At 64.8% G+C, this 14,290-nt stretch carries 14 protein-coding genes; 4 read left to right on the forward strand and 10 right to left on the reverse strand.

Annotated elements, in window-relative coordinates; all coding sequences use genetic code 11:
* Positions 1-26 precede the first annotated feature (26 nt).
* The 7 genes from trhA to FCT00_RS11725 all read right to left on the reverse strand — a co-directional run bounded on the left by trhA (position 27) and on the right by FCT00_RS11725 (position 4,883).
* The gene (gene trhA, locus FCT00_RS11695) at positions 27-671 is read right to left on the reverse strand and encodes a PAQR family membrane homeostasis protein TrhA (protein WP_138423147.1); all 645 of its coding nucleotides are present in this window, start codon (positions 669-671) and stop codon (positions 27-29) included.
* Between the two features lie 79 nt (positions 672-750).
* The gene (locus FCT00_RS11700; protein ID WP_138423148.1) at positions 751-1,590 is read right to left on the reverse strand and encodes a TPM domain-containing protein; all 840 of its coding nucleotides are present in this window, start codon (positions 1,588-1,590) and stop codon (positions 751-753) included.
* Positions 1,587-2,987 (reverse strand): pyridoxal phosphate-dependent decarboxylase family protein, encoded by a 1,401-nt coding sequence (locus tag FCT00_RS11705; RefSeq protein ID WP_138423149.1) that lies wholly within the window; start codon positions 2,985-2,987, stop codon positions 1,587-1,589. Before FCT00_RS11705 ends, FCT00_RS11700 begins: the two co-directional genes overlap by 4 nt.
* A 42-nt stretch (positions 2,988-3,029) precedes the next feature.
* Positions 3,030-3,776, reverse strand: coding sequence for a triose-phosphate isomerase (gene tpiA / locus FCT00_RS11710; RefSeq protein WP_138423150.1), 747 nt, complete (start codon positions 3,774-3,776; stop codon positions 3,030-3,032).
* Between the two features lie 60 nt (positions 3,777-3,836).
* Positions 3,837-4,148: a TfoX/Sxy family protein gene (locus tag FCT00_RS11715; RefSeq protein WP_138423151.1), complete on the reverse strand. Its 312-nt coding sequence runs from the start codon at positions 4,146-4,148 to the stop codon at positions 3,837-3,839.
* Entirely contained in the window at positions 4,145-4,510 is a 366-nt protein-coding gene (locus FCT00_RS11720) for a HesB/IscA family protein (RefSeq protein WP_008328681.1), read from the reverse strand. Before FCT00_RS11720 ends, FCT00_RS11715 begins: the two co-directional genes overlap by 4 nt.
* Before the next feature lie 7 nt (positions 4,511-4,517).
* Entirely contained in the window at positions 4,518-4,883 is a 366-nt protein-coding gene (locus FCT00_RS11725) for an SUF system Fe-S cluster assembly protein (protein WP_040884351.1), read from the reverse strand.
* A gap of 245 nt (positions 4,884-5,128) precedes the next feature.
* Between FCT00_RS11725 and FCT00_RS11730 the strand changes: the two genes are divergently transcribed.
* Complete coding sequence (locus FCT00_RS11730) at positions 5,129-5,464, forward strand: 4a-hydroxytetrahydrobiopterin dehydratase (protein WP_138423152.1); 336 nt, start codon at positions 5,129-5,131, stop codon at positions 5,462-5,464.
* Positions 5,461-6,534 carry a hypothetical protein gene (locus FCT00_RS11735; RefSeq protein WP_138423153.1) on the forward strand — a complete coding sequence of 358 codons (1,074 nt, stop codon included), beginning with the start codon at positions 5,461-5,463 and terminating at the stop codon, positions 6,532-6,534. Before FCT00_RS11730 ends, FCT00_RS11735 begins: the two co-directional genes overlap by 4 nt.
* Before the next feature lie 154 nt (positions 6,535-6,688).
* Here FCT00_RS11735 and rimK read toward each other — a convergent pair whose 3' ends face one another.
* On the reverse strand, positions 6,689-8,068 hold the full coding sequence (rimK, locus tag FCT00_RS11740) for a 30S ribosomal protein S6--L-glutamate ligase (protein WP_008328685.1): 1,380 nt from the start codon (positions 8,066-8,068) through the stop codon (positions 6,689-6,691).
* A 135-nt stretch (positions 8,069-8,203) separates the two neighbouring features.
* Here rimK and tgt point away from each other — a divergent pair, with 135 nt between their 5' ends.
* Positions 8,204-9,334: a tRNA guanosine(34) transglycosylase Tgt gene (gene tgt / locus FCT00_RS11745; protein ID WP_138423154.1), complete on the forward strand. Its 1,131-nt coding sequence runs from the start codon at positions 8,204-8,206 to the stop codon at positions 9,332-9,334.
* Here the strand turns inward: tgt and FCT00_RS11750 are convergent.
* Together FCT00_RS11750 and FCT00_RS11755 are read right to left on the reverse strand one after the other, a co-directional pair.
* Positions 9,331-10,320 (reverse strand): hypothetical protein, encoded by a 990-nt coding sequence (locus tag FCT00_RS11750; protein ID WP_138423155.1) that lies wholly within the window; start codon positions 10,318-10,320, stop codon positions 9,331-9,333. The genes tgt and FCT00_RS11750 overlap by 4 nt on opposite strands.
* A gap of 94 nt (positions 10,321-10,414) precedes the next feature.
* Positions 10,415-11,386, reverse strand: a complete 972-nt coding sequence (locus tag FCT00_RS11755; RefSeq protein ID WP_008328688.1) for a hypothetical protein — start codon at positions 11,384-11,386, stop codon at positions 10,415-10,417.
* A gap of 361 nt (positions 11,387-11,747) precedes the next feature.
* Between FCT00_RS11755 and lon the strand changes: the two genes are divergently transcribed.
* Positions 11,748-14,153, forward strand: coding sequence for an endopeptidase La (lon, locus tag FCT00_RS11760; RefSeq protein ID WP_138423156.1), 2,406 nt, complete (start codon positions 11,748-11,750; stop codon positions 14,151-14,153).
* The last annotated feature ends 137 nt before the right edge of the window (positions 14,154-14,290 follow it).

A 14,290-nucleotide genomic window follows, 5' to 3' on the forward strand; every position in this document is an offset into this window, starting at 1 on the left:
TCCGCAGGCGGAAAACCGCGCGGGTCTCAGGCGAAGCGGACGACCAGCAGGACAGCGGCGTAATGCGTCGCGGCGGCGGCGAGGACGTGTCCGTGCCAGATCGCGCGGGCATAGGGCAGAGCCTTGTGAAAAAAGATCGTGCCGACGGTGTAGACGACGCCGCCGATGACCAGCAGCACCAGCGCGGCCAGCGGCAGCGCGGCGACGAGCGGGCCGATGGCGGCAAGACAGAGCCAGCCCTGCGCGATGTAGAGCCAGAAGCCGAGCTTTTCGATCCGGTCGAACCAGACGACCTTGAGCACCACGCCGGTCAGCGCGATGGCCCAGCTCGCCACCGCCAGCGCGATGCCGTAGCCGCCGCCCACGCCGATCAGCGCCACGGGCGTATAGGTGCCTGCGATCATCAGGTAGATCGCGGCATGGTCGAACCGCCGCAGCACGGCCCTGATCGGGGCATGAAGCGTCATGTTGTAGGCGGCCGAAAACGCGAAGGTGGCGATAAGCCCGATGGCATAGGGCACGAGCGCGGCCAGATGCGCGCCCTCGACCGACAGTGCCGCCCAGGTGAGCAGGACGCTGGCACCGGCGACGGCCGCAATCACGCCGATGACGTGAAGCACGCCATCCGCGAGGTGTTCCTTGGGGCTATCTGACAGAACGAAACGGGTCATGGTTCTAAAGTAACGCACGGAACGGATAAAGTTCAGTTGACGTGGCGGTCACTTCGGTCACATTTCGGCAATCGCTCGCCTACCAGCTTCCGGACGCGCCGCCCCCGGAACTCGACCCGCCGCCGAACGAGCCGCCGGACGAGGAAGAGGACGAGGTTATCATGGGGATCGTGTAGGGGACGACCGAGTGATAGCCGCAGCGCGGACAATCCGTGACCTTTTCCCCCTTGCCGGTGTGCGAGCGGGTCGGGGCCAGCAGGCGGTGACGGGTAGTGTGCATCCCACGTTCGCCGCACTGGGGGCAGGTGCGGAAGCGGTCGATGATCTTGCGCGAAAACGCGGCCACGACGCCGCCGATCACCGCCAATGTGCCCAGCACCCAACCCAGCGGGCTCCCGTCTCCGCCGGATCGTTCCGGGGGTTCCTCGCCGTTCCAGTGGACGCGGGCGATGCGCTGGATCACCGCGTCGGTGCCGTCTTCGATCCCCTCGGCATAGTTGTCGTTGCGAAACTCCGGCAGGAACACGCGGTCGATGATGTCCTGCGCCTCGCGGTTGAAGGCGCTGCCGTAGCCCGACCCCAACTCGATCCGCATCTGACGGTCGTCGCGCAGGACGAGGATCAGGATACCGTCGTTCCGGCCCGCGTCGCCGATGCCCCATTCATTGAACAGGCCGGTCGCGAAGTCTTCCATCGTGTCGGTTGGCGTGAAGCCGCCGCGCGTGTTGAGCGTCAGCACGGTCGCCTCGACCCCGGTATCCTCGCGCAGCACTTCGAGCTGGCGCTTGATCCGCGTTTCCACATCCTCCGGCAGGATGCGCGCATAGTCGTTGACGTAGATGTTTTCGTAGACCGGCCAGCTTTGCGCCGTGGCCAGTGCGGGCCAAAGGAGGGCGAGAAGGGCGACGAGGCGGATCATGGCAGGCTCCCGGCGATCTCGTTCAGAACGTCAGGCACCATCATGACATCCTCGCGCGTCACGTCAAACTGCCCGACCTGCATCCGGATGACATAGCGACCCGCGTGGGTGGTCTGGGTCAGGTAGATGCGCCCGTCGCGGTTCACGGTGTCGAGCAGCCGCGCGGTCGTGGCATCGTCGCGGTAGGCAAAGGAAAAGAGCGAGAGGATCGGCTCGGTCACGATCTCGAACCCGTCGAGGGCGGCGATGGCGTCGCGTGCCTCGTTCGCCCAGGCCACGTGGTTGCGGATGCGTGAACGCAGGCCCGTAAGCCCTTCGGATCGCAGGAGGAACCAGATTTTCAAGGCCCGGAAACGGCGGCCCAGCGGCAGCGTCCATTCGTTGTAGTTGACGATCTCGTCCGCGCCGGGGGTTTGCAGGTAATCGGGGCGCAACCCCATCGCCTGAATTTGCGGGCCGGGGTCGCGCAGGAACTGGATCGAACAGTCGAATTGTGCGCCGAGCCATTTGTGCGGGTTGAACACGACCGAATCCGCCTTCTCAACACCGGCCCACAAGTCCCGGAATTCGGGGCATATCATGGCCGATCCCGCCCATGCCGCGTCCACGTGTGTCGGCAGGTCGTGGGCGCGCGCCACGTCGATACAGGCCGCGATGTCGTCGCAGGCCCCGATCGCGGTCCCGCCTGTGGCGAGCACGACACCCGCAGGCTTGAGTCCCGCGTCCAGATCCGCGCGGATCGCCGCGTCGAGGGCGGCGGGGTCCATGGAGTATCGCGGATCGTCCGGCTTCCCGGCCACTTTGACGAGGTTGTTCTGGCCGATGCCCGACAGGCGCACCGCCTTGTCCACCGAACTGTGCGTCTGGGCGGATGCGTAGATACGCAGTGTCGGGGCACTTGAAAGCCCTTTGCCTATACCCTGAAACCCCAATGCTTTCTCACGCATCGTCGTCACGGCAGAAAAGGTCGCGGTGGTCGCTGAATCGTGGATCGTGCCGGTGAAATCCGCAGGCAGGCCCAGCGCATCGCGCATCCAGTCGACGACCAGCGCCTCCATCTCGTTCGCCGCCGGGGCGGTCTGCCAGAGCATCGCTTGCGAGGCCATCGCGTTCGCCAGTTGCTCGGCCAGCATCGACACGGGCGCGGCATTGGCCGGGAAATAGGCGAAGAACCGGGGGTGCTGCCAATGGGTCATGGCATCTGGGACGAGGCGGGCGAAATCGTCGAAGATGGTCTCGATCGCCTCGGGCTGTTCCGGCACCGGGGCGTCGATCAGCTTGCGGAAGTCACCGGGGGCGAGGTCGGGGCGCACCGGTCGGTCCCGCAGGCCCGCGTGATAATCGCGCGCCCAGTCCGCCGCACGTTTCGACCAATGCGCCAGCTCGTCGTGATCCATGCCGTCCTCCCTTACTTAACGTGTTAAGTAGTAGCGGTCCGGTCACGCATCCTCAAGGGCCGAGATGATGGGCGAGAAATCGGCGGCCTTGAGGCTCGCACCGCCCACGAGGGCGCCGTCCACGTTCGAGACCGCGAAGATTTCGGCCGCGTTGCCGGGTTTGACGGACCCGCCATAGAGAATGCGGGTCGAGCGGCCCACACCCGCGCCGAAGCGTTCCTCGAGCCGTGCGCGGATGAAATCGTGCACCTCGCCGATCTGGTCGAGTGTCGGGATCTTGCCGGTGCCGATGGCCCAGATGGGTTCATAGGCCACGACCAGCGTCTCTCCGGTCACGGCATCGGGGATCGAACCGGCGAGTTGGCCCGAGATGATGTCCAGGGTGTTGGCGGCTTCGCGTTCTTCCAGCGATTCTCCGACGCAGATCACGACCTTGAGGCCCGCGGCCAGCGCGGCCTTGGCCTTTTCGCGGACGTCCTGATCGGTTTCCTCATGGTCTTCGCGCCGTTCCGAATGGCCGAGGATCACATATGTGGCGCCCGCATCCGCCAGCATCCCGGCGGCGATATCGCCGGTATGCGCGCCGCTGTCCTTCGCATGGCAATCCTGACCGCCTGCCGCGATCACGTCGCCGGCGGCGTCGGTGAGACGAGAGAGCAGGGTGGCCGGGGGGCAGATCAGGATGTCGACGCCCGCGCCCTTATGCGCTTTGCAGATGCCTTCGACCTCGGCCAGATCGGCCGCCGTGCCGTTCATCTTCCAATTGCCAGCCGCCAGTTTGCGCCGCATTTCCGTCTCCCTCATCAGTGTGCGGGAAACCGTAACGTGCAGGGGCGCGAGGGCAAGGGGTCAGAGCGCGGCAAGCGCGCGGCGGCCCCAGTCGGCGGCAAGGTCGGGGTCGTCGAGGGCTGCGTCGGGCAGGGTCCAGTAATGCATCCCGCGCCCGTCCTCCATCTCGAACTTGGTGGACCCTTCGGCGGCGAGGCTTTCCGCGAAAGGCCCCTTGGCCTTGAGGAAAATCCGACCGTCCGAGGACAGGATCGCGAAAATCTGGCCCTCGCAATAGAAAGAGGCCCCGCCCATCATCTTGCGATGGGAGAGGCCCCCGATTGCGTCGAACACTTCGTAGACATGGGCGATCTCGTCGTCCGAGACGCTCACTTTTGCGAACCGATGGTCTCGTCGAACTTGATCGATTCGCCGCATCCGCAGGCATCGACCACGTTCGGGTTGCGGAACTTGAACCCGCTTTCCAGAAGCGAGGTCTCATAGTCGATTTCGGTGCCGAACAGGAACATCTGCGCCATCGGCGCGATCATCACGCGCGCGCCGTCCTGTTCCACGACCTCGTCGTTGGGGTCCACGTCGTCGACGTAGTCCATCGTGTATTCCATACCCGCGCAGCCGCCTTTCTTGACGCCGATGCGCAGGCCCTTGTGACCGCCCTTATCCATCAGCCGGGCGATCTGCACGGCGGCGGTGTCGGTGATGGTCACGGCTTGTTTTCCGGGTATTGCGAACATGGTTTCCTCACATGAATCCGAGTTCGAGTCGGGCTTCGTCCGACATCATGTCCATGCCCCAGGGCGGATCCCACGTCAGGTCCACGTCGACGGATTTCACGCCGTCCACGGGCCCGATCGCGTCCATCAGCCAGCCGGGCATCTCGCCTGCCACCGGGCAGCCGGGCGCGGTCAGCGTCATCATGATGTAGACGTCGTTCTCGGGATTGATGTCGATGGTGTAGACAAGCCCGAGGTCGTAGATGTTGACCGGGATTTCCGGGTCGTAGACGGTCCGGCACGCCTCGACCACTTGATCGTAGAGCGGGTGTTCCGTGCTCGACGGCTTGATGAGGGGCGCGCCTTCCATTTGTTCGGGGCTTTCGGTGTTCATCGTTCGTCCTTCGAATTCCTGACTGAACATATAGGATTTTCGGCAGGTGAGGTCTAGGGGGCGCACGGCCCTGCAAGGGCGATGAGAGGGCCGATTTCACGCTATTGCGATCCGGTGGGGATGGCGTGTCGCATTGACGGATGCGGATTCGCGCCGGAATCTGAACGCTGTGGGCGGTGCGGATCAGGTCTGAACTCGAATGCGGCCTCACGCGTTGGGCACGACCTGACAGATTGGAGGACACGATGACAGCATTGACCGAAAAATCCTGCACCGACCTGCCGAAAGGCACGCCTGCGCTGACAGGCGATGAATTGGAGGCCTTGAAGGCCCAGATCGACCCTGCATGGCAAGTGGACGAGACGGTGCTGACCCGCAAATACGAGACCAAGAATTTCGCCAAGGCGCTGATGTTGGTGAACGGGGTCGGTTATCTGGCCGAGGATCAGGGGCATCATCCCGACATCAAGCTGGGCTGGGGTTATGCGGAAGTGAGCTTCACGACGCATTCCGTCGGCGGGCTTTCGGAAAACGACTTCATCTGCGCGGCCAAGCTCGACGCCATGGGCCTCGCCGGGTGAGGCTTTGGCGCCTTGCCGCGCTGGCGCTGGTCGCGCTGGTGTCCTGCGGCGAGGTGCCGGACGTTTCACGCGCCGCCGGAGACGATGTTCTGGCACCCTATGAGGAGGCGGCGTGGCCTAGGTACCTGACCGACCTCGCCCTGCCGCGTGACCGGGATTACGTGATCCTGTCCTACCTGCCGCCGGCCGTGCCGCTCGACCTGCGCACACCGGAAACGATGCGCGCGACGCTCAGGGCGGGGTTGAGCGACCCGGCGGCGCTGGCCGAGGCCAAGACCAAGATCGGGCATACGATCGTCGCATGGCAATGCGGCGCGCATCAGGGCGTGACATCGATGACCGGAGAGACGCGGTTGCAGGCGACACGGATGATGCTGTCGGGCTGGGGGATCGTGCCGCTTCTGTCCACCTTTCAGGACGGGCATCTCTACACCGAAGCCGGGTTCAGCCCGCGTCACGACCTCGCCTTTCGGCAGGGCAAGGGCGTTGTCACGGCGGTCGAGGTGGACCGGGCAAGCTGCAAACAGCTTCGGCGGGCGCTGGAGGACTTCGTGACGCATCCCGCGCTGCCCGCGCGGAATTTCGGGTTGCTGGCCGATCCGCGCCGCTTCGAGGGCGGCGGATGCCTGACCTTCGCGTGGTATCTCAGCGGGGCCGCCGGGGTGATCGGCGACATGCAACATCTGTTCCGCCGGGACATCGAGGTGCGCGCGGTGCAGATCGGCGCATGGCGCCCGGTGCCGCCGGGGGTCGTGCCCTGGCGCCCGGATGGTCATGTCTGGCGCGACACCCCCCTGAGCCTTCAGGCGTTTCTGGGCACGCGCTGGGATCGGGGGCCGGTCGTGGCGCGGCTGTCGGTGCCGGACGGCGAAGCGTTTCTGGGCGCCATGATCGCGCTGCGCGACGGGGTTCAGGACACCCAGGACTGGCGAGCGGGCCGTGTGCTGCCCGGCCACGGTGCGGTCGTCGAACGCGCGGAGGTGGCCGCGCGGCGCTATGCGAACGGCTTTCCCGTCCGCCGTTTGGCCGACCCGGACGGCGTCGCGGCGCTGGTGCTCGAAACGCACTGACGATTTCGCAAAAGGAGCGGGCTGAAGCCCGCGCAGGTTTTGCGCGTTTCCGCCTGTGGCGGACACGCGCGGCGGGAGGGGGACCAGTCCCCCTCGCCACGTTCGCAGGCGAACGCGGCTCACCCCCTGAGGTATTTTAGGACCAGAGAAGGGGTCAGGCCGCCCCGCTTTTGCGCCGCCGTTTCGGGACCGGGCGGGCGCGGCGTTCGACCTCGTCGAACAGAAGCCCCGCGATGTTCTTGCCAGTGGCGGTTTCTATGCCCTCGAAACCGGGAGAGGAATTGACCTCGAGCACCTTCGGGCCGGTGGAGGACCGGAGCAGGTCGACGCCCGCCACGGAAAGGCCGAAAGCCCGGGCCGCGCGCAGGGCCGTGCGGCGCTCTTCGGCCGAGATGCGGACCTTTTCCGCCTTGCCGCCCCGATGCAGGTTCGAGCGGAAATCGCCGTCGGCCCCGGTGCGCTTCATCGAGGCGACGACTTTCGCGCCGATGACGAAGCAGCGGATATCCTCGCCCGCCGCTTCCTTGACGAAATGCTGGACGAGGAAATTGGCCTTGAGGCCCCGGAAGGCGTCGATCACGGATTCGGCGGCCTTGCGGGTTTCGGCCAGCACCACGCCGCGCCCCTGGGTGGACTCGAGCAGTTTGACGATCATCGGTGCGCCGCCCACGAGCCCCACGAGGTTGGCGTTGTCCTTGGGGGAGGCGGCGAAGGCGGTGTCGGGCATGCCGATCCCCGCCTTGGCCATCTGCTGATGAGCGAAAAGCTTGTCGCGCGACCCGGCGATCCCGGCGGAGGAGTTGAGGCAGAAGGTGCCGATGGTTTCGAACTGGCGCACCACGGCGGTGCCGTAGGTGGTGATCGAGGCGCCGATACGTGGAATGACCGCGTCGTAGACCGGCAGGCGCTTGCCGTCGTAATGCACTTCGGGGGCGAGCGCGTTGATCGCCATGTAGCAGCGCGTGGTGTCGATCACCTCGACCGTGTGGCCGCGGCTTTCGCCCTCTTCCACCAGCCGGTTCGTCGAATAGTTGTTCTCACGCGACAGCACGCAGACGCGCAGCGCCCGGCGGGGCTGGGCCTTGGCGACCTCGGACGTGTGGTAGACGTCATAGCCCAGTTCCGGCTGAAGCAGACGGTCATGGGCCGAGATCGTGATGTGGTCGAGCAGCGCCTGTCGTCCGAGCAACATCCGCGAGGCCATGGTCTCGCGGTTGGTCAGGGTCACTTCGATGGGCCAGCTCTGGCCGCCGACCGACAGGGTCGTCTGGATCACCACCCGGTTCTCGCTCTCGCCGTTGGACGACGTGACCTCGCGCCGGTCGACGACGGTGGCCGAGCAGGGGATCACGATGTCGTCGCGCCCCGGCACGGGCCGCACCGTGAAGCGCACCTTGGGGTGGTTCGAAGGCCCGAAGGTTTCGATATCGTCGGCATGGAGCGCGGAGGTGCGCGCGCCGGTGTCGATCTTGGCCTTGACGGCAGGGACGCCGAGGTCGGGGAGAGAGAGCCATTCCTCCCACCCGAAATGCATTGGTGTGCCGGTCAAAACGTGCCTCGCCTCTTGTGATTCTCTCGGTGCGCGGACCCCAGCCCTAACATCTCCGCATGTCACAAAGACAGGGTGCGCCGCTTGCTCTGGTGTCATGGCAGGGCTATGAGCGCCGCCATGACAGAACGCTTTTCCTATTCCCTGAACGCCACCGACGGCAAGGCCCGCACTGGCGTCATCTCGACCCCGCGTGGCGAGATCCGCACGCCGGCCTTCATGCCCGTGGGCACGGCAGCGACCGTCAAGGCGATGCTGCCCGAGAGCGTGGCGGCGACCGGGGCGGATATTCTTCTGGGCAACACCTATCACCTGATGCTCCGGCCCGGCGCCGAGCGGATGGAGCGTCTGGGCGGGCTGCACAGGTTCATGAACTGGGACAAACCCATTCTTACGGACAGCGGCGGGTTTCAGGTGATGAGCCTTGCCGAGTTGCGCAAGCTGACCGAGGAGGGCGTGACGTTTCGCAGCCATGTGGACGGGTCGAAACATGTCCTCAGCCCCGAGACGAGTATGGAGATCCAGCGCCAGCTTGGGTCCGACATCGTGATGTGCTTCGACGAATGCCCCGCGTTGCCCGCGGATGAGACGACCGTGGCGCAAAGTATGCGTCTGTCGATGCGGTGGGCGCAGCGGTCGCGCGATGCGTTCGGGGATCGGCCGGGCCATGCGCTTTTCGGCATCCAGCAGGGCGGCGTGACGCAGGATTTGCGGGGCGAGAGTGCCGAGGCGCTGACCGCCATCGGGTTCGACGGCTACGCCATTGGCGGTCTGGCCGTGGGCGAGGGGCAGGAGGCGATGTTCGGCGTGCTCGACTATGCGCCCGACATGCTGCCCGAAGACAAGCCGCGTTACCTGATGGGCGTGGGCAAGCCCGACGACATCGTGGGGGCGGTGAAGCGTGGCGTGGACATGATGGACTGCGTGCTGCCCTCGCGCTCGGGGCGCACCGGGCAGGCATGGACGCGGCGCGGCCAGATCAACATAAAGAACGCGCGCCATGCCGACGATCCGCGCCCCTTGGACGAGGCTTGCACCTGCCCGGCCTGCACCGGCTATTCGCGCGCCTATCTGCACCATGTGTTCCGGGCGGGCGAGATGATTTCGGGCATGCTGCTGACTTGGCACAACCTGCATTATTATCAGGAGCTTATGGCGGGCATGCGCGCGGCGATCGCCGAGGGGCGGTTCACGGCGTTCGAGGCGCAGTTCCACGCCCTGCGGGCCGAGGGCGATATCGACCCGCTCTAGCGTTCCGTCCGGGGCAGCGATGAGATCCATTGCGGCAAGGGGGCGCGCCTGCGGTCCGGGCCTGTGTGCGGTTTCGCCTGCGCATAGACGCTGTTGAAATAGTCGGCGGACGAGATCTTTTCGGGGCATTTGATGCGCACGCCGCCTGCGCTGTGGCACAGCGCCCGTGTCGTCTCTTCGACCCGTGACAGCCGCAGGTCGAGCCAGCGACCGAGGGTGTCGTCAAGCCAGCCCCGGGCGTGGCGACGGATCGGCAGGGCATCGGCGACGTGACAGATTTCGACGCGCCGCCGCGCACCCTGGTCGGTGATGCGGAACGATGTCGTGCCCTCGAAGGAGTTGCCACGTTCTGGGTCGACCCGTTCGATGCGCAGCCGGACGAAATGCGGCGCGTCAATTTCGTCGACATGCAGGAGAAGCTCGGACGACCGACCGGGCGGGCGCCAGTTCAAAAGGCGGATCACCCGGCGCGACGGGTCGGCATAGTCGATCGACACGACATCGGCATCGGGTATCTCGTCCAGATGGCCCGGCGTCGGCACCAGACCATACCACAGGTCTTTCGCGCTGAGGGTCGAGGACGCGCGGGCGACGGTGCGGCGGCGGATCGGGGTGAAGCGGTCGGACCAACGCCCGTTCAGCGCCGTATGCATCACGACGATCACGAAGAGATACAGAAGCACCGCCGAGGCTGCGTTCAGATGCGGGTTGGCGAGGTTGAAGTTCGATTTGGGCAGAAGGTGCCCGAGACCCACGAACACGAAGTTGGAGACCGCCGCCACTTCGACCGCGAAGCGAAGGCGCGGGACCGCGATCGCGACACCGCCCGCCACGACGAGCAGGAACAGAACGGTGCCCACATCGCGGGCGATGGGCAGGTCGGTGGATGCCGTGTTCCATCCGAGGGTCAGCGACAGGGCGAGCATCAGGGCCGTGAACGACAGCCGCCGACGGTCGCGAAAGATGTGGCGATACAGGTTGCGCATGGCAAATCTCCTTGGCCGGACCATGGAGATGCGCGTGAAGCTGGGCAGGAATGTGACCGCCCGGCCTGTTTCGTGTGTCGTGGTAAAGGCCGGGTTACTCGGCGGCGGACAGGAGCGGTTCCGGGCGCATCGTCCGTAGCGGCGTTTTCGCCTTCGGGCGCAGCACGCCACCGACAGCCAGCTGCTCGCGCCGCGCGTCTTCCTTGGCGCGGGAGTTCGAAATGGCGGCCTCGAGCTTCAGGAGGCGTTCGTCCTCTTTCCGGCCAAGGCTGTCGTCGACCCAGTCGAACAGGACGCGGCGCAGCGGTCGGTTGTGGTTGAACTCGGTGATGTAAAGAACACGGCGGTCTACCATGTCGATCATCTTGACCGCTTTCAAACCGCGCTGAAGCTTGTCCTTCTTTTCCTCGTCCTGCCGGACCCAGCGATAGACGATATAGGCGCCGGGCAGGTAATCCTCGACCTGAAGGTATTCCTCGATCTTCTTCGACGGCGGCGCCCAGCGGATCACCCGGATGCGGGAGCGGTCCCGGTCGACCCAGTCCACCGACAGGATGTCGGGGTCGTGCAGCATTTCGCGACGGCCCGGCGTGGGCACGAAGCCGTGCCACAGCTGGTCGGATTCCAGCTTGAAGGTGACCAGCCGTGTCGTGTTGCGCGAGCGGCGCATGACCAGAAGCTTGTCGGACCAGCGCCCGTAGAACAGGAAGTGCACGAAAAGGCCGGTGGTTATGAGGCCCGCCATCGAGCGCGTGCCGCCCTCGGTGATGGTCAAAAGCGAAAAGGACGAGCCGGGAAAGATGCGGCCCAGCACGGCGGCACCGAAGAGCGTGAGGCCGATGGGCACATAGGCGTGACGCAGCGAGGGCAGGGCAAGCCCGCCTGCGATCATGAAGGCGCCGAAAAAGACGAGGAGGCCGAGACCCGCGCCGACCTCCATCACGCCCGGCGGGAACAGGTCCGACTTGTTCCATGTCTCGACCACGCCCGCGCCGAAGAGCAGCGCGAAGCTGACCGCGATCCGGCGGCGGTCCCTGTGCAGGCGTCGTAGTATCCGTGTGAACATGGTCTTGTCCGTCCTTGGTTACCCTTCGTTATCCTTTTGAATGCGGGCGGGAGTTGGGCGAATTGGGTCGGATTTGTGAAATTCGGGGGGATTTTGTGCGTCTGTGGCTGACAATACGGTAGGGTTGCCCTCACTGTTTTGCCCATCCGTTGCGCGATCCGGGACAGTCCCCCGAATTGTGGCCAGTTTGAAGCACTCTAGGTCTTGTCGTCGGTTCGGGGCGCGGGCACTATGTCTGGAACGGGGCAAACAGGTCTGCTTGAAACCGGGGCGCGAGACCCCCAGATCATTCAGGCGAACAGGGGGTGCTGCGCGTTGCCGACGATTGGGACCGGGGCACCTTGCCAGATAAGGAACAGTCATGACCGAGCAATCAACACAAATCCATCCTGTCCTGCCGCTGCGCGACATCGTGGTTTTTCCGCATATGATCGTGCCGCTCTTCGTCGGTCGCGAGAAGAGCGTGAAGGCGCTGGAAGAGGTGATGGCGGACGACAAGCAGATCCTGCTGTCGAGCCAGATCGACCCGTCGGTCGACGACCCGGACGAAGACGGCATCTACCGCACCGGCGTTCTGGCCAACGTCCTGCAACTGCTCAAACTGCCCGACGGCACCGTGAAGGTGCTGGTCGAAGGCCAGGCGCGGGTGCAGATCAACGAATTCCTGTCGAACCCCGACTTCTTCGAGGCCGAGGCCGAAATCCTTATCGAAACCATCGGTGACGAAGCCGCCGCCGAGGCGCTCGTGCGGTCGGTCCGTGAGGAATTCGAGCGCTATGCCAAGGTGAAGAAGAACATCCCGGAAGAGGCGCTTTCGGCCGTGTCCGAGACCCGCGAACCGGCGAAGCTCGCCGACCTCGTGGCCGGCCATCTGGGCGTGGAAGTCGACCAGAAACAGGATCTTCTGGAAACCCTCCCGATCGACGAGCGGCTTGAGAAGGTCTATGGCCTGATGCAGGGCGAAATGTCCGTTCTTCAGGTCGAAAAGAAGATCAAGACGCGCGTGAAGAGCCAGATGGAGCGCACGCAGCGGGAGTATTACCTCAACGAACAGATGAAGGCGATCCAGAAGGAACTGGGCGAGGACGGCGAAGGCCAGGACGAGCTTCAGGAACTGGAAAACCGCATCAACGCGACCAAGCTGTCGAAAGAGGCCCGCGAAAAGGCCGATGCGGAGCTCAAGAAGCTCAAGAACATGAGCCCGATGAGCGCCGAGGCGACGGTCGTGCGCAACTACCTCGACTGGATGCTGTCGATCCCGTGGGGCGTGAAGAGCCGCGTGAAGAAGAACCTCGACAACGCGCAGAAGGTTCTGGACGACGACCATTACGGGCTTGAGAAGGTCAAGGAACGGATCGTCGAATACCTCGCCGTGCAGCAACGCTCGAAAAAGCTGAAGGGGCCGATCATGTGCCTCGTCGGTCCTCCGGGTGTCGGTAAGACCTCGCTCGGCAAATCGGTCGCCAAGGCCACGGGGCGCGAGTTCATTCGCATCTCGCTGGGCGGCGTGCGGGACGAAAGCGAAATTCGCGGTCACCGCCGGACCTATATCGGCTCGATGCCCGGCAAGATCATTCAGGCGCTGAAAAAGGCCAAGACCACGAACCCGCTCATCCTGCTCGATGAAATCGACAAGATGGGGCAGGATTTCCGCGGCGACCCGGCCTCGGCGATGCTCGAAGTGCTCGACCCGGAGCAGAACGCGACCTTCGTGGACCACTATCTCGAAGTGGAATACGACCTGTCGAACGTGATGTTCCTGACCACGGCGAACTCCTACAACATGCCCGGCCCGCTTCTGGACCGGATGGAGATCATTCCGCTGGCGGGCTACACCGAGGACGAAAAGCGCGAGATCGCCAAGCAGCACCTCGTCGACAAGCAGGTCAAGAACCACGGGCTTCGCAAGGGCGAGTTCGAGGTGACCGACAGCGCCCTGACCGACATCATCCGCTATTACACCCGCGAGGCGGGGGTGCGGAACCTCGAACGCGACATCGCGAAACTGGCACGCAAGGCCGTGACCAAGATCGTGCGCAAAGACGAGGAGCAGGTGAAGATCACGCCGGAGTCGCTTGAAGACTATCTGGGCGTGCGCAAACACCGCTACGGTCTGGCCGAGAAGGAAGACCAGATCGGTGTCGTGACCGGGCTGGCCTGGACGAGCGTGGGTGGCGATCTGCTCCAGATCGAAGCCCTGCGCTTGCCGGGCAAGGGCCGGATGAAGACAACCGGGAAGCTGGGCGACGTGATGAAGGAATCGATCGACGCCGCAAGCTCCTATGTCCGGTCCATCGCGCCCGAGATCGGGGTGAAGCCGCCGAAGTTCGACCGTTGGGACATCCACGTCCACGTGCCGGACGGGGCGACGCCCAAGGACGGTCCGTCCGCGGGCCTCGCCATGGTGACCTCCATCGTGTCGGTGCTGACGCAGATTCCAGTGCGCAAGGACATCGCCATGACGGGCGAGGTGTCGCTGCGCGGCAATGCCATGCCCATCGGCGGGTTGAAGGAAAAGCTGCTCGCGGCCCTGCGCGGCGGGATCAAGACGGTCTTCATCCCGGAAGAGAACGTCAAGGATCTGGCCGACATTCCGGACAACGTGAAGGAAGGGCTCGAGATCATTCCGGTCACCCATGTGCGCGACGTGCTGAAACAGGCGCTCGTGTCCGAACCGGAACCGATCGAATGGGACGAGGCGGCCGAGGAAGCTGCGGCCGCCGCAGCCGCCAAGACGAGCGGAGAGCCGGCGCAGATCGCGCACTGATTTCCGACCGTCAGAGACATTTGGGGCCGGGCGCTGTATCTAGCGTCCGGCCCTAGATTTTGCGGGGCGCTCCGGTCATGCCCCTTTATTTGTTAACCATTTCGTTATACGCTTGAGGGTGATGTGTGCCCGGATGC

The organism is Maritimibacter alexandrii (assembly GCF_005871115.1).
GTDB lineage: Bacteria > Pseudomonadota > Alphaproteobacteria > Rhodobacterales > Rhodobacteraceae > Maritimibacter > Maritimibacter alkaliphilus.